This window comes from Lentzea sp. (assembly GCF_035525475.1).
In the GTDB taxonomy this organism is placed as follows: domain Bacteria; phylum Actinomycetota; class Actinomycetes; order Mycobacteriales; family Pseudonocardiaceae; genus Lentzea.
Map to the genome: position 1 here is coordinate 17,903 of NZ_DATLEC010000108.1, position 23,093 is coordinate 40,995.

Sequence of the window (23,093 nt, forward strand, 5' to 3'; positions counted from 1 at the left end):
TGTCAGCCGTTGCCGATGGCGTTCCGCGCGGCGGTGACGATGACATCGGCGACGGTGCCGGACTGCGTCGCGTACAGGGCGTGGCTCGCCGAGACGTTGGTGATCTCCGCACCGATGCGCTTGGCCATGTGCTGCAACATCGCCTGGTCGAACGCCCTGTCCTCGGTCGCGATGACGGCCCAGCTCGGCTTGTCGCGCCAGGCGGCGTTCTTCACCGGCTCCGAGAAGACCGACATGTTGATGGGCACCTGCGAGTCGCGGAGGAAGGCGGCTTCGGCGTCGCTGGTGTCCGCCGCGAAGCCGGCCTTGAACTTGTCGCGGTTGATGAAGCCGTACCCGTCCTCGCCGATGTCGATGACGAAGTCCGGTGTCGGAGCGAATCCTTCGTACTGCTGGGCGGTCGTCTCGCCCGCGTCGGGCGCCAGCGCCGACACGTAGACCAGCCCGGCGACCTTCGGGTGAACTCCGGCCTCGGTGATGACCGTGCCACCCCAGGAGTGGCCGACGAGAATCGCCGGGCCGTCCTGCAGGTCGAGCGCGCGAGTGGTCGCCGCGACGTCGTCCTCCAGCGAGGTGAGCGGGTTCTGCACGATCGTGACCCGGTAGCCCTGACCGGTCAGCTGGTCGTACACACCCCGCCACCCCGAGCCGTCAGCGAAGGCGCCGTGCACCAGCACGACGTTCTTGATCTCTTGACCGGTGCTGGTCATGAGCTTGTCCTTCCGTAGGCCGCACCGGCGTCGCCGGAGCGGATCGAGTGGAGCAGCGGCCGTGACGGACCGTCAGCCGCACCGCGGTGCCGGATGGTCACTAATATATTGGATATTACATATCGGATCGACGTCGGTCGACCTCTCACCTCGCCCCTGGGCGAACTTCCACCAGGAGTTCGAAGACACCCTTTGACCAGGCCTTCAGCAGTGGATGCAGCAGAACACGCGCAGGAACGGCCGAATATCGGCTTGGGCCCCAAGGCACCTAAGTGCCCGACTTCGAGCACTGCGAGGGCACAGATCGGCCCTGTCGGCGCGGCTACCGACACAGCCCGTCCGCTGTAGATGACTGGGTGCTACGACGCGTTCGTGCCCCGGTCGGCCGTCTTCGGCGCGACCGCCGGTGTGACCGATGACGATCCTGCGCCTTCTCGAACCCATCTCCGCCTGTTCGGCCTGACACGGCACGAACAGCACGTACGTGGCCGCGGCCACTCGTTCAGGTGGTCCACCTGATGCCGCTACCGGGGACAGGGCGGTAGACGAGGCGGGTCCCGGTGCGCAGCGATGCGCGGAGGTGCGCACCCGCGAGCGGAGCCACGGCCTCGATCCTCACGAGCGCGGTCTGCAGCGCCCGCGTCGCGTTGACGCGCGCACGTTCCATCTCATCCGTACGCGCGCGGGAACGGCCTCCCAGCCCCGTGTTTCGCCGCAGCTCGGCGAGAAGCGCGGTGCGTTCGGCCGTGAGTGCCGCCGAGCGGTCCGTGTCCCCGGCCCGGTCGGCCGCGTCCAACTGCTCGTCGAGCGTGGTGAGGTGTTGCCGGTACGAGGTGCGGCCGATGGCGTCGAGCACGGTGTCGCGCACCGGCGCGGGAGGCACCGGGCCTCCCGAGACGAGGTCCAGCGCCTCGATCTCATGACCAGGCGACGTGAGGAGCGCCCGGAGGTACGACATACCGCGGGTGTGACGCAGCCGGGCTCGCTCGGCGCCGGCTTCCAGCCGCCAGTCGTCCCCGTCGCGGAGGAAGTGCCAGGTGCCGGCGGGCGGGGCGAGCGATGCCACGAAGCCGTCGAGTCCGAGGCGTTCCGCGATCGACCGGGCCATCGCGCGGTCGTCCGCGGCTGACCGCGCGTCCTCGTCGGCACCGCGAGCGGTCAACGCGTCCGCACGAGCGGCCAACGTGTGCGCGAGCCACGGCAGCGCACCGATCCTCTGCTCCAGTTCCACAGCGCTGTCGAGCAGCGTCACGGCCTCGTTCGAAAGCCCCAAGCGCAGCGCCAGCAGTGCCAGGTAGTCGTCGACCGGGCCGGTGACGATGCTGGCGCCGCCCCTGACCACCAGCCGGCCGGTGTACGGCTTCAAAGCCGTGTACAGGGCCTGGGCGGCTTCCGGATCGCCGACCCGGGCGGCCACCACGGACAGGTCCGCGACGGCGCCGAGCCAGCGAGGACCCGACCCCGCCAGCACGGTGGGCAGCATCCGCTCCAGTTCGAGGCCCGCTTCGACGGGCGAACCCGTCAGCACGAGCAGCCGTGCCGTCATCGCTTCGTAGAAGTGTCCCGGCAGCCGCCTGGCCACCGTCTGCCACGGAGCGACGAGTCCTGCGAGGTCACCCCGCAGCAGGGCGATCGCGCTGCGCAGGCTGCCGACCAGCCGTTCGGTGTCGGAGAGGCCGATGCGTTGCCCGCGCGTCGAGGCCTCCTGAACGAGCACCTCCGCTTCAGCGAACCGCCCGCGCATCGTCGCGAGCACCGCCTGACGCGCGAGCACGACGACGGCTGCTTCGGCGTTGCCCGCTTGCTCCGCAGCGCGTGCGTACGTCGTCAACGCGGCCTCGGCCCCGTCGGTCCTGCCCAGCTCCATCAGCGCGACGAACCGCCAGAACAGGCCGCGCAGCTCGGTTTCGCCGTCGCCGGCCAGACGCGCCTGGTCCACGATCTCCGAAGCGATCTCGAGGCGCTCATCGGCCGCGGCCGGATCCCACAGAGCGTGCAGCCTCGAATCGAGGACGTCCGCGATCGTGCCGGCATCGCCGACCTCCCGTGCCAGGGAGAGCGCCTCGTCGGAGAGCTCGCACCGGCGCGCGGCGGCGGAGGCGTCGCCCAGCAGCTCCCGCGCCAGCCGGGCGAGAACCCGCGCGCGGACCGTGGGCACGGCAGGCTTCGCGGCCGCGGCCTCCAGCAACCGGATCAGGCCCAGGTCGGCTTCGAGGAATCCGGCTCGCGACCGGGCCGTCAACGCCAGGTGCGCAACCGGATCAGCGTCAGCGCCGAGACCGGCGAGATGGCGTGCCAGTTCGAGGACGCGGCCGGGAAGACCTCCTGACGCGAGCCAGAGGGCGTGCACGGCGTTTTCGGGCAGCGTCGGCACGAGAGCGCCCAGCTCGTGCTCGGCCAGCCCACCGAGCCTGATCTCCGGGGGCACGCCGACGGGATCCGACGCGGTGACGAGCACGGCCACCCCGGCCTGGGCCTGAGATGCGAGCCGACGAGCGACCTCCGCCGTGTCCTGACGGGCGAGTTCGAGGTCCTCGACGATCAGCAACCCGGGTTCGCCACCATCCGGTGCGCCGGACGCCATCACCTCAACGGCCCTGGCGGTACGCACGACCCGAAGTCCTCTGGCTCGTGCGCGGTCCGCGGCGGCGTCCGCGATCGCCGTCCTGCCGGAACCGGGCGGGCCGCTGATGACGAGATGGCCGCCGCGCCCGGCAGCGGCGAGGTCGAGCAACTGGTCCACCGCGGCCACTTCGCTCAGGCGCCCGCTCAAAACCATGGGGTCAGGGTACATACGACTCGGCAGTCCTATTCGGACCTTCGGATGCACGACGTGATGTGGGCAACGCACAACATGTGCGGTGAAGGGTTACGCCACACATATGACCCCGAGAGAACGGATGTCATGATGAGCAAGACCCAGGAAGTCGTCCTCGCCGGACTGGCCGCGGAGGTCCGCGGCGCACCGGGCGAACGACACCCCTTGGTGCTGATCCACGGACTCGCCTCGGACCGGCGTCAGTGGGAGCCGCTTCTGGGCGCGTTGGAAGCCGTGGATCCCGAACGGCACGTCCTGGTCATCGACCTGCCAGGACACGGCGGCTCGGCACGCCGTCCGTCCTACCGCCTGGACGACGTGGTGAACCAGATCCACGAGGCGGTGACGGCGGCCGGGCTCGACGCGCCCGTCCTGGTGGGACATTCGATCGGTGGCGTGATCGCCACCGCGTACGCGGCGAGGCACCCGGCAGCCGCCGTCGTCAACCTCGACCAACCGCTCCTGGCCGGGCCGTTCAGGGACTTGCTGCTGCGGGAGGAGGCGACACTGCGCGGCCCCGCGTACGGGGAGGTCTGGGCCAGGCTCCTCGAGAGCATGGGGGTGTACCGGCTCCCTGCCGCGGCGCGCGAGCTGATCAGCCCGATGGAGTCGGCTCGCCAGGACCAGCTGCTCGGATACTGGGAGGAGCTGATGACCGTCCCCGCGGAGGAGCACGCGCGCTCGCGGACGGCCGAGATCGAGGCCATCCGCTCGCGCGGGGTGGCCTACCACCACGTCGCCGCGTCCGAACTGGCGCCGGCCTACCGCAACTGGCTGGAGACCGTCCTGCCGCAGGTCGACATCACAGTGCTGGACGGCGGAGGACACTTCCCGCAGCTGGTGCACGCCGAAGAGGTGGCGGAGATCGTCGCCTCGCTGTGAACGCCCGGATGCGGACGTGAAGGTGGCCCCGAACCGCGCCCGCACGGCGTTCGGCACCAGGCTGCTGAACATCGTTCCGATGCTGATGTCCTCAAGAGTGCTCCCGAAGCCGGCAGGGCTCCGCCGCCGCCCAGGCTCGACCCCGCGATGGACGCCGTCGAAGTTCCGCGGAAACCACCGAGGCCAGCCAGAAATGGCGGAACCTGCTTCGTGATCAACAGCAATCGCTTCGGCACAGGCCGCGGCCTGATGGATCACCAGGACGCCAAGGTGCCTTTTCATGTCATCCACGTGTGGAGCCGGTCGCACAACAGGCCGGCGCTGCCGCGGCCGAACCGGTCGTCCTCCATCTCCGACCGGTTCTCGCCGCACGCGGATCACGTCACCGGCGGCATCGGCGGACCGGTGGTGCCGAGCTGCTCCGAGGACACGATCTGGGGAACGGGCCAGGTGACTCCGGCCGGCGGCCACTGCTGTCCCGTCCTGGCGAGGAAGTCGGCCGGCGGCTGGTACAGGGGCGGCTGGAGACCGTCCGGGATCAGGCTCGTCCAGTTCACGCCCGCCTTGCGCTCCTGGAACTCCTGCTTCATCCCGTCGAGCAGCGCCGGCTGGGTGATCAGGTCGACCGCTGCCGCCGCCAGGTAGCGGGCCGCGGAAAGCAGCCCTTGATGCGCGATGTTCGTCGCCGCGGTCGCCGTGACGTTCCAGTTGTGGTTGGGAAGGTTCGGCGGGAACGTGGTCGCGAGCAGCACCGCGGTCGGTGCCTGCCAGCTGACGTCGGCGGTGTCGGTGGCGAGACCACCCGTGTAACCGGCGGCCGGCGGCGTCAGCGGCGCGATCGTCGTCGGCAGTCCGGTTTCCGGCTTGCCCAGGGACTTCTGCAACGCCTTGGCCAGCGCCTGGTCCTCGGCGGTGAACGCGGGCGGGCCGATCGTGAGCATGTTGTCGTACAGCAGTTCGGCACCCCTCTTGTTGGCGAGGAGGTTCCACGTGCCGGAGTGGAACTTGTGCACCAGGCGGGTCTGGCTGGCCTGTGCGGCGGCCTTCGCGCACTCCACGATCTTGTCGTACAGCACCTTCGCGCGCTCCGGGCTGCCTTCCCGGACGAAGTACCAGATGGAGCACATGTCCGGCGTGACGTTGGGCGCGCCTCCCCCGTTGATGACGGAGTAGTGGAACCGACCGGAAGGAGCGACGTTCTTCTCCCGCAGGTACTCCGACATGGTCGCCATCAGCAACGCGCCGTCGAGTCCGCTGCGGTTGCCCAACGGCACACCACCGTGCCCTGAAGCGCCGAGGAACGTGAAGGTGGCCGACATGAGCGCACTGGTCGTGTTCCAGAAGGGCACGGTCGTGTTGAAGGGGTGCCAGTCGAGGAAAGCGTCCAAGCCGTTGTAGACGCCGGCCTTCACCGCGTACGCCTTGCCGACGAGCTGCTCTTCCCCCGTCGACCCGAACAGCTTGACGGTCGCCTTCAAACGGTGCGTCCGGATCGCCTGCGCCACAGCGATAGCCGCCGCGGTGGACCCGGCTCCCAGAGCGTTGTGGGCGTCGCCGTGCCCCGGGCCGTAGGTCGGGCCGTAGGCGTCGTAGTTGTAGACCAGTGGATCGTGATTGGCGACGCCCGCCTTCTGGGACAGGTTGGGCAAAGCGTCGTACTCGGCGTTGAACCCGATCACCGGGCCGCCTGATCCGTAGGTGGCCACGAAGGCCGCGGGGAACTTGGCGGATCCCCATTCGACGGTGAACCCGTTGGCCCGCAGGAGGTCCGCGGTGGCCAGGGCGGAGTTCCACTCGCGCAGCGACAGCTCCGCGAGCTGCCAGATCTCGTCGTTCAGACCGGTGATCACGGAGCGGTTGGCGTTGATCCAGGCCAGCGCCGTGTCCTTGGCCGGACTGGTCTTGGCCAGACCGCGCGGCGGCTCGTAGGACGAGGCCGAGACGCCGGTGCGTTCGTCATGGCCCAAAGTCGCCGCCAGCACCGGGTCCGCCGCCAGCACCTGCGCCGTGGTGGCGGTCGCGCCCAGGCCGAACATCTTGAGCATGCGCCTGCGGCCGATTCCTTGTTCGTTCGTCACGAAGGACAACTACCGTTCAGCAACTGGGATGCACCACGGCTTCACGAGCTGTCGACACCTTTCGGCCGGATAGTGTGCACCCCGGTCCACGGCAAGTGCCGCTCCCGCAGTCTCATTCCTCTTTCGAGGAGCGGTACTCGTCAAAGGTGACCACACCCTTCAACACGTCGTGGATGGTCAGTTCCGGAACTTTTTCCACCGGCACGGTGAGAGTCGTGCTGTCTTGCATCACGGCGTTCATGAATTCCATCGGATTCTCCCCGTACAGTGCGTTTCGCCGATACACGCTCCCCCCGCACCGGCCGGTTCGACGGTCGGCCGAAACGGTCGGTGCAATGCCCGGAAGTGCCAGACGTCCTGTCTTCGGGGTCACTCTTCGAGCAAGCCGGGCCGCAGAACAGTCGACCAGCGGTGAACTTGCTACCTTGGCGCGTCCAGCCTGCGTCGAACCGCACTGCGGACGCTCGGGACAAGCTGTCGTGTTCACAGGTCTTCTTGGTGTTGGAGGTAGCGGTCAGGTGCTCACAGGCCGGGTCATCAGGTTCGACGACACTCGGGGATTCGGTTTCATCGCACAGGAGAACGCAAGCGGGCAGCAGGACGTCTTCCTCCACGTGAACGGTCTCGTCGACGGGTCCAGCTCCGTCGCCACCGGCGCGCGTGTCGCCTTCCAGGTGATGCAGGGCCAGCGCGGCCCGAAGGCATATGACGTCAGGGTCATCGGTGACGACGAGGCGCCCCCGACGGACCACGCGAGCGAGCAGCGCCCCGTTCCGGACCTGCCGGAAGGGGACATGTGCGACGTCCTCACCCGCGCCGAGCTCACCGCGGAACTGACGGAGCTCCTGCTGGCCGAGGCACCTTCGTTGACCGGCGCGCAGATCGTCGACGTCCGCGCCGCGCTGCTGACACTCGCCAAGTCGCACGACTGGGTGATCGACTGAGTCCTGTCAGGACGCCGGACGGGCTGAGCTCCGGCTCCGGCACGCGTCAGGTCGCGCGCCTGCGGGCAACGCGCCGGTAAGCGCGCTTGGCACCGTCCTGAGCCGGCCAGTCCGGCGTGGTGCCGTGCGCGACGACAGCCTGTGCCGCATCAGGCCGTCGTCGCGCACGGCGGCGGACGGGACGGCTCGTCCCCGCTGCGGGAACGTCACCGCCCTCCCGTTCTACGGCCCGCTCCCTCGCCGGAGAATCCGGGGAGGAAGCGGGCAGGGGTCGCGCCGGGGGTGGAGTGGGGACAGGCCGCGTCGGCGGCGGCTTCGGAACCGGACGAGGCGCCGCCCGCACTGGTCGCGCCGATGCATCCTGTCCAGCAGTCTCGGCGACAACGGTCGCGGACGACGGTTCGGACGTCTGAGAACCGGCTGCGGCGGTGCTCTCCGCGTTTCGCGGGCCCTCCACCACGGTGGCCGGCCTCTTCGTCCTCCGTTCGGGCAACGCCGTCGCGGAGGCTGCCAATACCTCTCCCACCGCGCGGACAGTCACCTTGGGACGGTGGTAGCTCGACTGCTGGTAGTGCGCGGCTTGCCGGTGGAACTTGCGGCCACCGTTCAGCGGGCGCTGCCGAACGAGATGGGCGAAGAGCGGGTCGACTTCCTGCGAGTAGTCGTGCTCGGGACACGGACCACGCCAAGCACATCCCCGTACGCCGCACTGCGGCAGGGCGTCCTCAGACGCCGGCTCGTGGTCGACCGCGGACGTGCGAGCTTCGGTTACGGTGTCACCCACACCGCCCATACGAGCCGGATCCCTCCGCGGTGTCAACGCATCTTCCCCTGGCGACCCGACATCTGGCACCAAGGTGCACTCGTGCACGGTCAGCATCGAGAAGACCCCGGACTGTCCTTTTCAGACAGCATGGTGCAACTTCCCCGCGTGGCCCCGGTGCCCGCGCGGGCACAACTTCGCGCCTCTTCCCCGCGAAATGTCCGCGGCCCCGCTCCTCGGCGTTCTACTTGGCCTGGGACAACTCCGTTCGCTCTTCCGGAAGGCCGTTCGATGATCTGCTGGGACCGATGCGGTCAATCCGGTTATGTCGGCGTCTTCAGCAGGCACGAGATCACCGTGCTCGACAGCTACGTCACCGGGTTGCTCGACCTGATCGAGCACCGCACCGCCTCGTACGCCGCTATCGCTGTCGGAGCGGGTCGCGAAGTGCACGTGCCGACTGCGGCGGCCGAAGACCCGAGGATCATCGCGATCCTCGAGGACGAGGTGGGCGTGGACGAGCCGGACTGGGTGCTCACGATCAGCGAAGGACCGTGCCTCTTCCGGGCGCGGGACCTGCTCGCCCTCATGCGGTCCACGATGCCCGGCGGCGACAGCGTGGTGCACCTCCGGTCCAGGGACGAGGCAGACGCCTGGCTGCAGTGCGTCCAGTACTTCCTGTCGTCGATCACCGGCGCGGCCGACCTGGAGGGCAGGGTGAAGGGAAAGAACGTGATTCCGACCGTCACCTGGCTGTCCGAGGTGTCCAGCACGTTGCGCCTGGCCGTCGCACGCACCGTCACGGTGTGACTCGGCCCCCGGCCAGGAGTCCCACCGAGCTGCCGCGTCTTCGGCGTCACGACGCCGTCACATCCAGAAGAACAGTGAGAAGGTAAATGATCAACAGGGCTTCCGGCTCGATCGCCGCGTTGGGCATCAGCGCACTGGCGGTGCTGGGCTCCGCCACGGTCGCGAGCGCACACACCCCGGTGCTCTCCGCGTCCTGCGTCGCGGACAAGGCGGTGATCGCCGTGCAACTCACGGACTACAACGCCGGGAAGGACAACGAATTGATCGTCACGGACAACGGCGCCGAGCTCGTGTCCGCGAACTTCGGTTCCAGTCACCGGTTCCAGCGAGAGCTCGACGGTGCGGCGGGCCACCGGCTGGTCGTGGAGGTGAAGGCGTGGGACGACCCTGATTCCGAGCAGGGGTGGTCCTTCACGAAGACGTTGGACGTGCCGCAGTGCGTCAAGGTCACCACGACCGCGCCGCCGGTGCAGACGACCACGCCGGCGCCGACCCCGTCTTCCCCGACACCGAGCCAGGTGGTCACTTCGCCGACGTCGTCGGAGCCGGTGTCCCAGCTGGTCGGCGATGAGACTCCGGCGGAACCTCTTGCCGCGACGGGCGCCTCGCCGCTGTGGTTGCTGGTGGGCGGTGCAGCACTGCTCGGCGCGGGTGGCGCGGCCTTGTTCGTGGCACGCCGCCGCAGGGCCTGAGCACGACCGGACCAGCCATCCCGCCTGGCGGGCGCGTGGATTCGCGCACCGGAGTGAATCCACGCGCCCGTCAGTTCGTCGCGCACGAACCTGATCGGCGGCAGCACCGCTGCCCTCGCCCTACGGCCCGATCACTTGCAGGAAAGCATCAGACACCGACGAGCGAGCTGTACGCGTTCAGTGCGGGCTGGCCGCCCAGGTGGGCGTAGAGAACAGTGGAGTCGCGGTCGATCTCGCCGGAGGACACCAGGTGGATCAGGCCGGCGAGCGACTTGCCCTCGTAGACCGGGTCGGTGATCATGCCTTCGAGGCTCGCACCGAGACGCATGGCGTCCACTGTGGACTCGTCCGCGAGTCCGTACACGCCCGCGTGGAAGCGGTCGTCCAGCAGGACGTCCTCGTCGGCCACGCTCACACCGCGCAGGGCAGCCGTGTTGCGGGCGATGCGGGTGACCTGCGCCAGGGTCTCGGCCGGCTTCGCGGAGGCGTCGATGCCGAGCACGCGGCGACGCGGGTCTCCCGCGAAACCCGCGACCATGCCCGCCTGAGTGCTGCCGGTGACCGAGCAGACGACGATCGTGTCGAAGAAGACCCCGAGGGCCGCCTCCTGTTCCCGGACCTCGTCGGCCCACGAGGCGAAGCCCATGCCGCCCAGCGGGTGGTCCGACGCCCCGGCCGGGATCGGGTAGGGCTTGCCACCGGCGGCCCGGACCTCCTCGATCGCCTGTTCCCACGCCGGTTTGGCGCCGATGCCGAACTCGGCGGTCACGAGGCGGACGTCGGCTCCCATCATGCGGCTCAGCAGGATGTTGCCCACGCGGTCGCTGCCCACGTCGGACCAGTCGACCCAGCTCTCCTGCACCAGCACGGCCTTCAGGCCCGCCCTGGCCGCGGCGGCCGCCACCTGACGGGTGTGGTTGGACTGGACACCACCGATCGACACCAGCGTGTCGCACCCCTGCTCCAGCGCGTCGGCGACCAGGTACTCGAGCTTGCGGGTCTTGTTGCCGCCGTAGGCGAGGCCGGAGTTGCAGTCCTCGCGCTTCGCCCACACCGCGGCGCCACCGAGGTGGGTCGTCAGGCGGTCCAGGCGGTGAACCGGCGAGGGGCCGAACAACAACGGGAACTTCTTCACAGCTCCTCCAGCAAGGTGCTCCAGTTCTCGTCCACCAGGCGGGCCGCCAGCTGGCCGTCACGCTGTTCACAGGCCTCGATGATCTGCTGGTGCTGCACCACGGAGTGGCGCGCGGCAGGCGAGGAGAAACGCTGGTGTTCCACCCGGCGCACGATGGGGGTGAAGCGGTCGATCGTCGCCTCGATCGCCGAGTTGCCGCAGCGAAGCACTGCCACGGCGTGGAACTGGTCGTCCGCCGCCAGTGCCGCGACGGCGTCGTTCGCGTCGAGCGCCTGGGCGAACGCGTCGTTCGCCGCCCGCATCGCGGCCAGGTCGTCGGGCGTCGTCTCCTGCGCGGCCAGGCCCGCGGCGAGTGAGTGCATCGCCTGCACGACGATCAGGGCGTCGCGAACCGGCTGCGCGGTCAGCGCGGTCACCCTGGTGTAGCTGTGGGGCTTGCTCTCGACGAGGCCTTCGTCGGCCAGCTTGGCCAGCGCCTCTCTGACCGGAGTACGGGACAGGCCGAGCTTGCCCGCCAGCTCCGCGTCCTTGATGGCGGCGCCCGGCTCCAGTTCACCGCGCACGATCGCAGCCCGAATCTCTGCGACGGCACGCTCCCTGAGCGACCCATATCCAATATATTGCATATCGGGAGAGTAGGCCGCGAACGGCCGCTCCGCAACGGAACTCACGCATGTGGTAGCTCGGCGTAGTTCGCCGCAACCCCTTCCAGTTCACCGGTTCAAGAACGACAGCCACTGCCGATCAAGGTCGTGGCGTCGAGTTGTGCCAGGCCTTCGTCGCGCAACGAGGCGAGGTAGAGCTCGCGCACGGTGTCCAACGCGGGCGCGGGCACCTTCGCCAGCGCACCGCGGAACCCGGACCCGGCGATGACCAGCCACGCCACCTCGGGAGTCATCGTCAGCGCCAGCCGGTTCACCACGACCTCGACGTCGGTGAGGCCCCGTTCCCGCAGCCAGGCCGCGTACCTGTCCACCTGGTTGATCTGCTCGACCGGATGGGGCGCGCGGGGCTGCGGCGGCGGGGCGCCCATGGCCTCGGCGATCGCGCGGCGCAGGTGCCGGTCGGCTGCCAGCATCGCTCCGTCACGCCAGATCGTGAAGACCACCCGGCCACCGGGGCGCGCCAGGCTGATCAGGTGCTCGGTTCCGGCCGCCATGTCGGGGAAGTAGGAGATGCCGAGTGCCGACTGCACCACGTCGTAACCGCCGGCGGTCCAGGAGGTCACGTCAGCGCGGTGGGCACGGAGCTGAGGCAGGTCCTTGGACAGCCACCACAGCTCGCCGATCATCGGCTCGGAGAGGTCGACGGCGTCGACGAGACCGCGGCGGCCGACGAGCCGGGCAGCCGGGATCGCCGAGGCACCGGTTCCGCAGCAGGCGTCGAGAACGCGCTCACCCGGCCGGAGATCGGCCACCGAGACCGCCACGGCCCCGATCGGATCCCACAGATGGCGTCCCAAGGCCGTGAAGTCCGCGGCCGCGGCGTCGAACGCTCCGTGGAGCCCGGTCCGCCCAACACCTCTCACGCTTTCCTCGCTGTTCAACTACGTCGTCCTGTGTGGACCACGAATGCCGAGCGCTGCCGTCGGCCACGCAGGACCGATCCTGCCAAGAGCCCTTGAAAGACCTTCTCCCGAAGACAAGCACATGCCCGAGGGCAAATGCGGGAACCGCAGGCGCACTGCACCTACGAGCAGCGATATTGGGGTCCCTCGGTGCAACGAAAGGGGCCAGACAATGCTCGGCCGAGGATTTCACCGCCAATCCCGCCCTCCGGGCCGGATGTACACGAATGGCGGATTCAGCCGCTCCCGCGGCGCTTCCTGCCCACGACGATCAGGGTCTTCGTGCCGATCACCCGGCCGCCGTGCCGCATCCTGTCGATCACGTCCCGCAGGTGGGCGATGCCGTTCAGCCGCACCCGCGCCAGGGCATCGGGATCACCCGCGACGGTCAGGATCTCCTGGATCTCGGGGATCTGCATCAACGCGTCCGTCGCTTCCTCGACGATGACGTCGCCGGCGAACCGGAGCTCCACGAAGGCCTCCAGTCCCGCGCCGAGCTTGCCGTGGTCGACGAGTGCCGTGTAGCCGGCGATCACACCGAGTCTCTCCAGCCGGTCGATGCGCCTCTTCACCGGAGCCGCCGACAGGCTGACGCGATCGGCGATGTCCACAACGGATCGACGTCCGTCCTCGACCAGCAGCGCGAGGATGGCACGGTCGAGATCGTCGAGTGCGCCGGAGTCAGCCACGCGGGAATGGTAGCCAGCCGCGCAGTTTTCCAGCAGCGCAAAGGGTGGGAGGGGAACGAAAAAGGCGTCGTCCGCGCAGAAGCACGCGTGATCCTTGCAGCCGCCGAACTCCGTTGTTCCACTTCCTCCCGGCAATCCCGACATCATCACCAGGACGGCAGATGACCACGTTCAGCCCCGCCCCGCACATCGGTGACGACACGACGATCGACCTGGAAGTGCTCCGCGTCGTGGAGCAGCGGGTGCTGTGGCTGTCGACCGCGATCGTGGACCACGCCAACCGGGTCCGCCCCAACTCCTCCGGCATGAAGGTCGGCGGGCACCAGGCGTCCAGCGCGTCCATCGCCGCCATCATGACCGCTCTGTGGTTCGAGCACCTGCGGCCGCAGGACCGGGTCTCGGTCAAACCCCACGCCTCCCCGGTGCTGCACGCCATCGAGTACCTGCTCGGACAGCTCGACGAGGAGCACCTCACGACGCTGCGCTCCTTCGGAGGCTTGCAGAGCTACCCGTCGCGCACCAAGGACCCGGTTCCCGCCGACTACTCCACCGGATCGGTCGGCATCGGGGCGACCGCGCCGATCTGGGGCGCGCTGTCGCGGCGCTACGTCGGCAGCCACTTCGCCGAGCAGCCGAGGGGACGCCAGTACTCGCTGGTCGGCGACGCCGAACTGGACGAGGGCGCGTGCTGGGAGGCGGTCCTCGACCCGATGGTCTCCGAACTCGGCGAGATCGTGTGGATCGTCGACTTCAACCGCCAGTCGCTCGACCGGGTCCTGCCGGTGGTGGGTGCCGACCGCATGCAGGCGCTCTTCACCGCCGCCGGTTGGCAGGTCATCACCGTCAAGTACGGCGCCGCGCTGGAGGAGCTGTTCACCCGCCCCGGCGGAGCCGCTCTGCGGGACCGCCTCGACACGATGACCAACCCGGAGTACCAGCGCCTGCTGCGCCACGCACCGGACAGGCTGCGGGCCGTGCTCCCCGGCACCGGGCCGGACGCGAGCCTGATCACGTCGCTCCTGGGCGGGATCGACGACGCCCGCCTCGCCGAGGCGGTCCGCGGCCTGGGCGGTCACGACCACGCCGCGCTGCGCGCCGCGTTCCAGGCGATCGACGACTCGCGGCCCACGGTGATCATCGCCTACACCGTCAAGGGCAACGGCCTGCCCACCGCGGGCCACCCGCAGAACCACTCGGCGCTGTTGAGCGGTGCGCAGATCGAGGAACTCGCTGCCCGCTGCGGGGTGTCCACCGATCAGCCGTGGCAGCGGTTCACCGCCGGCACCGCGGCCGGCGACCTGTGCGTCCGCGCCGCGCAGCGGTTGCTCCGCGATCCCGTTCACCTCATCCCTCCGCCCGCCGTGCCGGCCGACCTCGGCCGCACCCCGGCCGGAACCGCCACGACGCAGTCCGCGCTCGGCCGGACGCTGCTGGACCTGAACCGCGCCTCGCCCGAGGCAGGTGCCCGCGTCGTCACGGTCTCCCCCGACGTCAGCTCCAGCACGAACCTCGGCGGCTGGGTCAACAAGGCCGGCATCTGGGCGACGAGCGAGCGCGTCAACTGGTTCCACGACGATGACGAGACGATCCTGCACTGGCGCGAACGCCCGTCCGGGCGTCACATCGAACTCGGGATCGCCGAGACGAACCTGGTCGGGCTGCTCGGCGAACTGGGCGCCACGTGGAGCCGGTGGGGACAGCCGCTCCTGCCCATCGGCGTGCTGTACGACCCGTTCGTCACACGCGCGCTCGAACCGTGGTCGTTCGGCGTCTACGCGGGTGGGCAGTCGATCCTGGTGGGAACGCCCTCCGGGGTCACGCTCGCTCCCGAGGGCGGGGCGCACCAGTCCGTCATCACGCCGTCCATCGGCGTCGAGCAGCCGGGCTGCACCACGTGGGAACCCGCCTTCGCCCTCGACACCGAGTGGTGCCTGCTCGCCGCTCTCGGACAGCTCGGCCGTCCCGGTGGGACATCGGCCTACCTGCGCCTGTCAACGCGTCCCGTCGACCAGTCCCTGGCGGCGGTCCCGGCGGACGGGGCGGCACGAGAACGACGTCGGCGCCAGGTGGTCGCGGGCGGGTATGCGCTGCGTCGCGCGTCAGGTGCGCCGGACGTGGTCATCGCGGCCATGGGCGCGCTCGTCCCGGAAGCGCTGCGGTCGGCTGCCCGCCTCGGCGATCTCGGCGTCACCGCGGACGTCCTCTGCCTCACGAGTCCCGACCTGCTGTTCCGGGCCGTCCTGGCGCGCAGCGGGCGGGGTGACGCGCCGACGTGGATCCTGGACGTCCTCTTCCCCGCCGACCGCGCGGCACCCCTCGTCACCGTGCTGGACGGGCACCCGCACACCCTCGCCTTCCTCGCCGGGCTGACCAGGCGGGGCGCGGTCCACCTCGGCGTCACGGAGTTCGGGCAGTCCGGTGACCTCGAGAGCGTGCACCGCGCTCACGGCCTGGACACCGACAGCATCGTCGCCGCGGCGCTCGACGTGACTCAGGTGGTGTGATCGCGCACCGCTCCGCCTGACAGCGTGCCGGGACAGTCCTCAGCCCGTGAGCCGGATGCGGTACGTCCTGTGCCAGTTCTTGCCCGTGACCAGGAACTCGCCGGTGCCGGGGACGGCGGCGATGCCGTTCAGGATCTCGTCCCCGGACCCACGCGGTCGCAACGAACCGAGGTCCGCACCAGCCGTCACCTCGCCACTGGCCGGATCGATCCGGACGATCTCCGCGGATTCCCACAGGTTCGCCCACACAGCACCATCGACGCACTCGAGCTCCTCGACGTCCTCCACCGGTTCCCCGCCCCGAGTGACGTCCACGGTTCCGATGACGGCGAAGGTGACCGGATCCCGGAACGTCAGCTTCGCGGTGCCGTCACTCATGACCAGCCGCGTGCCGTCGTGGCAAAGACCCCAGCCTTCGCCGGTGTAAGCGACTCGGTTGATCTCCGCCAGAGTGGTCAGATCACGACGGATCGCCGCGCCGTCCTGCCAGGTCAGCTGCCAGATCCGGTCGTCGACGACCGTGATGCCGCTTCCGCGCAACGGGGCCACCAGCCCCGCTTTCCGCAGCACTTCTCCGGTTCGGTAGTCCACCGTGCGCACGGATGAGCCGCCCCTCGATCCAGCGCTCTCGAAGAGGACGCCGTCGTGCATTTCGAGCCCTTGCGTGAAAGCGTCCGGATCACGGGGAAATTCTGCGAGCACCTCGACCTTCATGGTCGTTTCCGCTCGCACGGGAAGAGGGGTTCCCCCGGTGGAGCACCCGCAGAGGGCTGTCAACGCGATTGCGAGGAAGTGTTTTCTCACGGTGCAGGTGACGGCGCGAAAGCGTCAGCCGCGAAGCTGAAAAGGCGGACACGGCGCACGGACCTGATCACGTTCAGCCCTCTCCTTCCTGGCGACGTCCCCGCTGCGGCGACGTCCACGACCTGGCACGACACCGGGCCTCGGCAGTATTGGAGTGCGACGGCCGGAGATCAAGGACCTCTTCTGCGGACGGCACGAAGGGGCAAGATCAAGGGATCGCCATGCCCATCCACCCCACCGAAGGCCATCACCTCGCTCTGCGGCGACCAGCCCGGGCGGACATGAAAAAAGGCGCGAAGAGGTCCGACCCACAACGAAACAGCACCCGGCCGTTGAAGTCGGGGAACGTCGAGATCAGCATGACCACCAGCCGCCGCGAGGAATCACGCGATCGATGACGAGGACGCTGACGTGAACGAGTTCGAAGACCTCCTGCTCGATCTCGAGCGGAATCTGACGAGATCCGGTCACACAATTCCCCTGCCGGAGCTGTTCGAGCTCAGAATGGCGGCTGCCACGGCCCACGAGCTCATGGCCGCGACGGAACGCGGCGACACCACAGCTGCCGAATTCCACGCGGGACTTCTCGAACACCACGTCCGCGGCGCACACGCACTGCGGTTCCACGTCCGCGAGCACCAGGACACGACGTGCACCGAAAGGGAACCGGACTGAGCGCTCCAGGCCACCGGTCCGCGGGCTACGGTCTCACTTGGCGAGAGGTTCTGACCTGCGCCTTCGGCGCGTCGACGGCAACGTTGACGCGTCGTTGACACGATGTCGACAGGCACTTGTTTGTCTGGCAACGCGGTGAAGCGCCGCAGTTGGACGAAAGGCCTCCATCGTGAGCATCTGCACCGTCACCGAAAACCCCGTGTCCCGGGCGTCCGATCGCGTCCAGGTCGCGGTGCACGTCCACGACCACGTGGTCGCGAGCGAACTGGTGCCGCAACTCGCCCTGTCGCCGGAACTCAAGATCGCGGCAGGCACGGACAGCGAGATGGCGGACGTCGCACTCGTGTTCGCCGAGAACGTCACCGACTCGCTGATCGACGAGCTCGCGATGGTGTCCCACCGGGCACTCAACCCGTCGCAGCGCACCGTGCTGGTCGCCGGGCCCCTGCGCGAGCGCCATCTCGCCCAGATCTTCGCCGCGGGTGTCGTGGCGATCCTTCCGAGGAAGGACATCACCCCGCGTCAGGTCGCTCACGCGCTCATCGCGACGTCGCACGGCCGCGCGGTCCTCCCGGAGAAGCTCACCCGGTGGCTCGCGGACGAGATCCGCTTCCTGCAGACCAACCTCCTCGTGACCCAGGGCCTCGCCGCCGGCGGGCTCACCACCCGGGAGGTCGAAGTGCTCAAGCTGATCGCGCAGGGCGACGACACCGCCCAGATCGCCCAGCAGCTCAACTACTCCGAGCGCACCATCAAGAAGATCATGCAGGAGGTCATGAGCCGCCTGAAGCTCCGCAACCGGGCGCACGCCGTCTCCTACGCCCTCCGCGTGGGCGCCATCTGATCAGCCCCCGTCGCACGGCAGCGATCGCACGCATCGTGCTTCTCAACCATCCGGCGCCGTGCCAGGTGCCGTGACCGAAGGCGGCGATGCAGCCGCAGCGAACCGTCGTGACGCGACAGATGAGGAAAGAGATGAACACCCCCAAGACCGTGCTCAACGCCGGGGAGTACCTGTTCGGCCAGTCCCTGGTCTCGCCCAACGGGGCCTACGCCCTCGAAAACCGCGCCGACGGAGCACTGGTGCTGCGGGACAACCTCGCCTCCCGGGATCTCTGGCAGATCGGTGAGGGCGGTTCGGAACGGGTGTTGCTCGACCTGCTGACCGAAGGACTCCTGGTGCTCCGGACCTTCTCGGGAATTCCCCTGTGGTCGTCGGGGCGGATCGACCGCCGGGCGTCCGCCGCGCTGGTGCGGGACGACGGCCGCCTCGTCCTCGTCGACGCCGACGGCAACCAGCGCTGGAGCCGGGATCCGGCGGACGCGGCGGTCTTGGCGTGCTCGCCGCCCGCGCGCGGTGACCGCTTGAGCAGGGGCGAGGTGTTGGTGGGTTCGATCGTGTCACCCAACGGGTGGTACGAGCTGTCCCAGACTCCCAACGGAAGGTGTGTGCTGCGCAGCACCCCCGAATCGCCCGGCGGGGCACGCGGTGTGTGGTCGTGCTGGATCGGGGCACCTGGAGCCGTGCTCTCACTCGCGCAGGACGGCGTGCTGCGCGCCGGTACCGACTCCACCGTCCTGCAGAGGTGGACGGGCAGGATGCGGTTGGACCCGTCGTCGGTCGTGGTGTCCGAAGTGGTCGTGCGGGACGTCGGCGACGTGGTGCTGGTGGGCGAGGACGGCAGCGAGATCGACGTCACCGGGACGGCCGCCGAGGAGGCCCGGCTGGCCGAGAACGACGACGAGTTCGACCTCAGGGAGGCCGAGCAGAGCACCAGGCCGCCGCGGCCCGCGGGCAGCGGAATGACGACGGACTGGTTCGACTCCCTGGATCTCTCCGTCTTCTTCACGATCACGTGGGTGCAGGGGATCGACGGGCGGGAGGCGTTGTCGCGCCTGGGCGTCGAGGCGGAGGCGATCACACCGATGACCTACGACGAAGCCGTCTCCACCGACTCCTCCGACCACGACGGGATGGTGAGCCGCGCTCTCGCGGTGCCAGTGGGCGGCTGGGTCGCGGTGATCGAGCCGCACGGGTTCCAGGGCGTGTACCGGGCGTCCGAGATGTCGGCGGGAACGCAGGTCATCGTCTACCACCAAGGCATGGACGGCACTCACCTCGCGTGGCACCGCAACGGCGAGCGGCTCGCGGTGTACTCCGAGGACGACTACTTCGAACTGGCAGACGGCAAACCTGCTCCCGAGGGCCTGGACCCGAGCGCCTTCGTGCCCTTCATGGCGCAAGTCGGACTGGGCGTGTACCGCGACGAGGACGAGGAAGAGAGCGAGTTCCTGCCTCCTCCCCTGGAGGTCGCCTGCCTCGCCGCCGGCGTCGTGCCCGAGCCGGAGCACTTCGCGGGAACGCACCCGGGCGCGATCTCCGCTGAGCTGTGAACACGTCGTGCACCGATCAGAACGCCCAGAGGAAATCGCCGTGGACGAACTCGGTCATGGACCTCGTCAGAACTCCAAGATGTACGCGGTGGACTACCAACTCCTGATGGCGTGGCCCGCACGCCAGAGCGGCGCGTCCATCGTCCTTCCGCTGCCCACCGGGTGGATCGGGATCACCACGTCGGCGGAGGTCGGCCGTGCCGCCCGCGCACACCCCGTGCTGAGTGGTTCGTGCGGACCTGTTCTCGTGGTTCCCGGCGATCCGGTTCACTGGGTCTTCCTGGCCGAGGCGGGCTCGGACCCGCTGGCGGTGTCGCTCGCACCGCCCGGCGTGGGCTTGTTGCGTCCTCCGCACGAGGTGCTGCTGCCGCCGAGCGAAACCGGGTTCGGCCGAGTCCGGTGGGCGAACCCGCCCTTGGCAAACCAGCGTTGGCTTCCCACCTCCACGAGCGTGCTCAGGGCGATCCACGAGGTTCTGCGGCGTCAATGGCGCTTCCCGGACGGACGAAGCCTGCCCAGCACGGGAAGTCCTGGAGCGGCGATGACACCCGCTGAACACCCGGTTCAGCGGCCAGTCGTGAACTTCCCATAAGGAAGCGTTAAGAGTTCCTGCTCCATCATGGCGATCGACGCCGGCCGAAGAGGAGGAAGACTCGTGAAGCGGACCGTCGTGGGAGTGCTCTCCCCCGATCCCCTCCTTCACGCCGGCGTGACGGCCCTGCTCCGCGACTGCCAGACGATCGAGACGGTTCCGGACGAGCTGCTCCACGACGCCGAGGTGCTGGTGGTGGCGCAGGAACGCATGTCCACCGGTTACCTGCGCACCCTGCAGGACGAGCCCGGCTCGACGACACCGATCGTCCTCGTGGTCCGCGAAATGCGCGAGCCGCAGTTGCTGAGCGCCGTTGAGCGCGGTGTGAGGGCGATCGTGCCGATGACCGAGTCCATCGTGGACGAACTCGCCGAGGCGATTCGTTCTGTGGCCTCGGGATCGGTCGTCATCCCCCAGGACCTCCTCTCTCCCCTGCTGGCTGAGGTGAGGCGGCTGGAGGAGAAGGTGCTGCGCCCTCGCGGTCTCACCAGTTCCGGCCTGACGCAGCGCGAGATCGACGTGCTGGTGATGATCGCGGAAGGCAGGGAGACCGCCGACATAGCCGACGCGCTGTGGTTCTCCCAACGCACGGTGAAGAACATCGTCCAGGGCATGCTCATCCGGCTGGAGCTCCGCAACCGGGCGCACGCCGTCGCCTACGCGACGCAGATGGGCGTGATCTGACCCATGATCACGCCGGCACCACGAGCTTCACCCCGATGCCACGAACGGTGTGCAGGTGACGCGGGTCCGCGGCAGTCTCGCCGAGTTTGCGGCGCAGCCACGACATGTGCACGTCGATCGTCTGATCGCTTGCGTTGTTGCCCCACACGCTCTCACTGAGCTCACGCCTGCTCACAACGCGGTTCGGCCGCTCCGCGAGGTAGACCAGCAGGTCGAACTCGCGGCGGGTGAGTTCGAGTCGTTCGCCGCGGAACCACGCGCTCCGTTCGAGCGAGTCGATTCGCAACGCTCCCGCGTTGATGACACCGTTCCCGGTCATGACCGATGTGGACGTCCGCCGCAGCAACGCGTTCATGCGCGCCACCAGGTTTTCCGCGGAGAAGGGTTTGACGACGTAGTCATCAGCGCCGGCGTTGAGCAGCTGCACCATGGAGGCCTCGCCGCGACGAGCTGTCACGACGATCACCGGAACCTCGCTGACGCCGCGAATCATGCGCAAGGCGGCGGCGCCGTCCAGATCGGGCAGCCCCAGGTCGAGCAGCACGATGTCGACCGGACGAGCAGCGGTCTCCCTCAAAGCCTCCGCCGCGGTGCCCACGGCCACAACGGAGTACTGCCGCTCGGTCAGCGCCCTGTGCAAGGCAGCTCTGATGGCCTCGTCGTCTTCAACGAGCAGAACGGAGTGCATAGCGGCCTCACATGCCGTGGTCGATGCCGATCGGCATCCGGTGCGAACAGTGCGTGGCGTGATAGTGCCCGGGGTGAAGGCGGAAGACCGCCCTGGTGGCGAACCTGTGCAACAAGGTGAAGAAATCGGTGTCCGCAGGGGGAAGACGCGTGAGCGGAAGATGGTCCCGAAGTGATTCGTGTGCGACTGGCACAAGCAGATCCGGTGGTGAGCGCGGGGGTGACGAGCTGGCTGGGCTCCGATCCCCGCATCGCCATCTCCGATGCCGAAGGTTTTCCCGCGGACGTGCACGTCGCCGTCGCGAGCCTGGTGGACCAGGCCCTGCTGGCCGAGCTCGGAGCCGGTGCGCGACGTGATGGCGCGGTCGTGGTGCTCGTTCTCGACAACATGCCCGACGCCGCGGTCGCGAAAGCGGTGCGAGCGGGGGTGGTGGGCCTCGTGCCTCGTGCGGCGATGAGCCGCGATCGCCTGGTCGACGAGGTCGTCATGGCGGCGGATGCTCGCGAACGCGGTGAACGCACGACCGGGGAGATGCTGGCGGACGCGTTGTGCCTCGCGCGGTCGGCCGCTCCCGACCGCCCTCTGCCCCTCCTGGACGACCGGGACGGTGAGCTGCTGCGGCTGCTCTCGCTGGGGTGGAACTCCGAGGAGATCGCGCGCCGGACCTCGCTGTCACCTCGAACGGTGGTCGCGCGCGTGGACCGGGTGCTCAGGAAATGCGGTGCGCGCAACCGATGTGAGGCGATCGCCCGTGCCGCGCAGGTCGGACTTCTCTGATCTTCTCGGCCGGCTGCCGCGCTCCCGGCAGGAGCGCGACAGCCGGGGGTCACCGCGAGAGCAGCTGGGCGCAGCGGATCAGGCCCAGGTGCGAGTACGCCTGCGGGTGGTTGCCCAGCGAGCGCTCGGCGACCGGGTCGTACTCCTCGGGCAGCAGGCCGGTGGGGCCGGCTGCGGCGACGATCTGGCCGAAGAGCTCCTCGGCCTCGGTGCGGCGGCCGGTGAGCAGGTAGGCCTCGATCATCCACGCCGCGCACAGGTGGAAGCCGCCCTCGCCGCCGGGAAGGCCGTCATCACGCCGGTAGCGGTAGACGGTGCTGCCCGACCTGAGCTCGGCCTCGATCGCGGTGACGGTGGACTGGAAGCGCTCGTCGGCCGGGTCGATGAGTCCGGACAGGCCGACGAACAGGGAGGCGGCGTCCAGGTCGTCGCCGTCGTAGGCCGTGGTGAACGACTGCGCCACATCGCTCCAGCCCTTCTCCAGCACATCGGTGGCGATGGTGTCGCGCAGCGGCACCCAGGACGGGTCGAGCTCCCGGCCGAACTGCTCGCCGAGCTTGATCGCGCGGTCGATGGTCAGCCAGCACATGACCTTGGAGTACACGTGGTGGCGCGGCGCGTGCCGCTCCTCCCAGATGCCGTGGTCGGGTTCGTGCCAGCGCCGCGAGACGGCCTCGGCCATCGCCTGGACCATCGCCCAGTCGGCGTCCGAGAGCGACCCGCGTGCGGTGGCCAGCTGGACCACGAGGTCGACGACGGGGCCGAACACGTCGAGCTGCACCTGCTGGTTGGCGAGGTTGCCGACGCGTACCGGGCGCGAGCCCGCGTAGCCGGGGAGCGTGTCGATCACTGCCTCGGCGCCCAGCTGGGTGCCCTGCAGCGTGTAC

At 69.1% G+C, this 23,093-nt stretch carries 22 protein-coding genes; 11 read left to right on the forward strand and 11 right to left on the reverse strand.

The window, feature by feature from the left end; all coding sequences use genetic code 11:
* Positions 1–2: 2 nt before the first annotated feature.
* Both VM306_RS19195 and VM306_RS19200 read right to left on the reverse strand, forming a co-directional pair.
* Complete coding sequence (locus VM306_RS19195; RefSeq protein ID WP_325516816.1) at positions 3–710, reverse strand: alpha/beta hydrolase; 708 nt, start codon at positions 708–710, stop codon at positions 3–5.
* 502 nt (positions 711–1,212) lie between these two features.
* A complete protein-coding gene (locus tag VM306_RS19200) occupies positions 1,213–3,489 on the reverse strand; it encodes a hypothetical protein (RefSeq protein ID WP_325516818.1) in 2,277 nt (758 codons plus the stop codon).
* Positions 3,490–3,618: 129 nt separating this feature from the next.
* Between VM306_RS19200 and VM306_RS19205 the strand changes: the two genes are divergently transcribed.
* Positions 3,619–4,410: an alpha/beta hydrolase gene (locus VM306_RS19205; RefSeq protein ID WP_325516820.1), complete on the forward strand. Its 792-nt coding sequence runs from the start codon at positions 3,619–3,621 to the stop codon at positions 4,408–4,410.
* Between the two features lie 377 nt (positions 4,411–4,787).
* On the opposite strand, the gene VM306_RS19210 is transcribed toward VM306_RS19205, so the two are convergent.
* Both VM306_RS19210 and VM306_RS19215 read right to left on the reverse strand, forming a co-directional pair.
* Complete coding sequence (locus VM306_RS19210; RefSeq protein WP_325516822.1) at positions 4,788–6,488, reverse strand: peptidase dimerization domain-containing protein; 1,701 nt, start codon at positions 6,486–6,488, stop codon at positions 4,788–4,790.
* Between the two features lie 112 nt (positions 6,489–6,600).
* The gene (locus VM306_RS19215) at positions 6,601–6,738 is read right to left on the reverse strand and encodes a hypothetical protein (protein ID WP_325516824.1); all 138 of its coding nucleotides are present in this window, start codon (positions 6,736–6,738) and stop codon (positions 6,601–6,603) included.
* A 268-nt stretch (positions 6,739–7,006) separates the two neighbouring features.
* Between VM306_RS19215 and VM306_RS19220 the strand changes: the two genes are divergently transcribed.
* The 3 genes from VM306_RS19220 (at position 7,007) to VM306_RS19230 (ending at position 9,697) form a co-directional block, all read left to right on the forward strand.
* Positions 7,007–7,432, forward strand: a complete 426-nt coding sequence (locus VM306_RS19220) for a cold-shock protein (protein WP_325516826.1) — start codon at positions 7,007–7,009, stop codon at positions 7,430–7,432.
* Between the two features lie 1,054 nt (positions 7,433–8,486).
* Entirely contained in the window at positions 8,487–9,005 is a 519-nt protein-coding gene (locus VM306_RS19225) for a hypothetical protein (protein ID WP_325516828.1), read from the forward strand.
* Positions 9,006–9,091: 86 nt separating this feature from the next.
* A complete protein-coding gene (locus tag VM306_RS19230; protein WP_325516830.1) occupies positions 9,092–9,697 on the forward strand; it encodes an LPXTG cell wall anchor domain-containing protein in 606 nt (201 codons plus the stop codon).
* Positions 9,698–9,845: 148 nt separating this feature from the next.
* On the opposite strand, the gene VM306_RS19235 is transcribed toward VM306_RS19230, so the two are convergent.
* The 4 genes from VM306_RS19235 to VM306_RS19250 form a co-directional block, all read right to left on the reverse strand.
* Positions 9,846–10,832 (reverse strand): 1-aminocyclopropane-1-carboxylate deaminase, encoded by a 987-nt coding sequence (locus VM306_RS19235; RefSeq protein ID WP_325516832.1) that lies wholly within the window; start codon positions 10,830–10,832, stop codon positions 9,846–9,848.
* Entirely contained in the window at positions 10,829–11,458 is a 630-nt protein-coding gene (locus VM306_RS19240; protein ID WP_325516858.1) for a GntR family transcriptional regulator, read from the reverse strand. The genes VM306_RS19235 and VM306_RS19240 overlap by 4 nt, the downstream gene beginning before the upstream one ends.
* 95 nt (positions 11,459–11,553) lie before the next feature.
* Complete coding sequence (locus VM306_RS19245; protein WP_325516834.1) at positions 11,554–12,261, reverse strand: class I SAM-dependent methyltransferase; 708 nt, start codon at positions 12,259–12,261, stop codon at positions 11,554–11,556.
* Between the two features lie 374 nt (positions 12,262–12,635).
* Positions 12,636–13,088 (reverse strand): Lrp/AsnC family transcriptional regulator, encoded by a 453-nt coding sequence (locus VM306_RS19250; RefSeq protein ID WP_325516836.1) that lies wholly within the window; start codon positions 13,086–13,088, stop codon positions 12,636–12,638.
* A 161-nt stretch (positions 13,089–13,249) separates the two neighbouring features.
* Here VM306_RS19250 and VM306_RS19255 point away from each other — a divergent pair, with 161 nt between their 5' ends.
* Entirely contained in the window at positions 13,250–15,592 is a 2,343-nt protein-coding gene (locus VM306_RS19255) for a transketolase-like TK C-terminal-containing protein (protein WP_325516838.1), read from the forward strand.
* 39 nt (positions 15,593–15,631) lie between these two features.
* On the opposite strand, the gene VM306_RS19260 is transcribed toward VM306_RS19255, so the two are convergent.
* Positions 15,632–16,396, reverse strand: coding sequence for a glutaminyl-peptide cyclotransferase (locus VM306_RS19260; protein WP_325516840.1), 765 nt, complete (start codon positions 16,394–16,396; stop codon positions 15,632–15,634).
* Between the two features lie 411 nt (positions 16,397–16,807).
* On the opposite strand from VM306_RS19260, the gene VM306_RS19265 reads away from it, so the two are divergent.
* From VM306_RS19265 to VM306_RS19285, 5 genes are all read left to right on the forward strand, one after another.
* Positions 16,808–17,071 carry a hypothetical protein gene (locus VM306_RS19265; protein ID WP_325516842.1) on the forward strand — a complete coding sequence of 88 codons (264 nt, stop codon included), beginning with the start codon at positions 16,808–16,810 and terminating at the stop codon, positions 17,069–17,071.
* Between the two features lie 169 nt (positions 17,072–17,240).
* Positions 17,241–17,915 carry a response regulator transcription factor gene (locus tag VM306_RS19270; protein ID WP_325516844.1) on the forward strand — a complete coding sequence of 225 codons (675 nt, stop codon included), beginning with the start codon at positions 17,241–17,243 and terminating at the stop codon, positions 17,913–17,915.
* A gap of 131 nt (positions 17,916–18,046) precedes the next feature.
* Positions 18,047–19,465: a DUF6461 domain-containing protein gene (locus tag VM306_RS19275; RefSeq protein ID WP_325516846.1), complete on the forward strand. Its 1,419-nt coding sequence runs from the start codon at positions 18,047–18,049 to the stop codon at positions 19,463–19,465.
* An 88-nt stretch (positions 19,466–19,553) separates the two neighbouring features.
* Positions 19,554–20,057 carry a hypothetical protein gene (locus VM306_RS19280; RefSeq protein ID WP_325516848.1) on the forward strand — a complete coding sequence of 168 codons (504 nt, stop codon included), beginning with the start codon at positions 19,554–19,556 and terminating at the stop codon, positions 20,055–20,057.
* 63 nt (positions 20,058–20,120) lie between these two features.
* Complete coding sequence (locus VM306_RS19285) at positions 20,121–20,741, forward strand: response regulator transcription factor (RefSeq protein WP_325516850.1); 621 nt, start codon at positions 20,121–20,123, stop codon at positions 20,739–20,741.
* 7 nt (positions 20,742–20,748) lie between these two features.
* On the opposite strand, the gene VM306_RS19290 is transcribed toward VM306_RS19285, so the two are convergent.
* Positions 20,749–21,429 (reverse strand): response regulator transcription factor, encoded by a 681-nt coding sequence (locus VM306_RS19290; RefSeq protein ID WP_325516852.1) that lies wholly within the window; start codon positions 21,427–21,429, stop codon positions 20,749–20,751.
* 207 nt (positions 21,430–21,636) lie between these two features.
* Here VM306_RS19290 and VM306_RS19295 point away from each other — a divergent pair, with 207 nt between their 5' ends.
* Complete coding sequence (locus tag VM306_RS19295) at positions 21,637–22,206, forward strand: helix-turn-helix transcriptional regulator (RefSeq protein WP_325516854.1); 570 nt, start codon at positions 21,637–21,639, stop codon at positions 22,204–22,206.
* 49 nt (positions 22,207–22,255) lie between these two features.
* Here the strand turns inward: VM306_RS19295 and VM306_RS19300 are convergent.
* Positions 22,256–23,093 (reverse strand): glycoside hydrolase family 15 protein (locus VM306_RS19300; RefSeq protein ID WP_325516856.1); only part of this gene is annotated, 838 nt, incomplete at its 5' end.

Bases quoted from the DNA above. Each gene is read 5' to 3' on its own strand.
- VM306_RS19195 (WP_325516816.1), bottom strand. From the start codon at position 710: ATGACCAGCACCGGTCAAGAGATCAAGAACGTCGTGCTGGTGCACGGC.
- VM306_RS19200 (WP_325516818.1), bottom strand. From the start codon at position 3,489: ATGGTTTTGAGCGGGCGCCTGAGCGAAGTGGCCGCGGTGGACCAGTTG.
- VM306_RS19255 (WP_325516838.1), top strand. From the start codon at position 13,250: ATGACCACGTTCAGCCCCGCCCCGCACATCGGTGACGACACGACGATC.
- VM306_RS19205 (WP_325516820.1), top strand. From the start codon at position 3,619: ATGAGCAAGACCCAGGAAGTCGTCCTCGCCGGACTGGCCGCGGAGGTC.
- VM306_RS19215 (WP_325516824.1), bottom strand. From the start codon at position 6,738: ATGGAATTCATGAACGCCGTGATGCAAGACAGCACGACTCTCACCGTG.
- VM306_RS19275 (WP_325516846.1), top strand. From the start codon at position 18,047: ATGAACACCCCCAAGACCGTGCTCAACGCCGGGGAGTACCTGTTCGGC.
- VM306_RS19290 (WP_325516852.1), bottom strand. From the start codon at position 21,429: ATGCACTCCGTTCTGCTCGTTGAAGACGACGAGGCCATCAGAGCTGCC.
- VM306_RS19240 (WP_325516858.1), bottom strand. From the start codon at position 11,458: ATGCAATATATTGGATATGGGTCGCTCAGGGAGCGTGCCGTCGCAGAG.
- VM306_RS19230 (WP_325516830.1), top strand. From the start codon at position 9,092: ATGATCAACAGGGCTTCCGGCTCGATCGCCGCGTTGGGCATCAGCGCA.
- VM306_RS19225 (WP_325516828.1), top strand. From the start codon at position 8,487: ATGATCTGCTGGGACCGATGCGGTCAATCCGGTTATGTCGGCGTCTTC.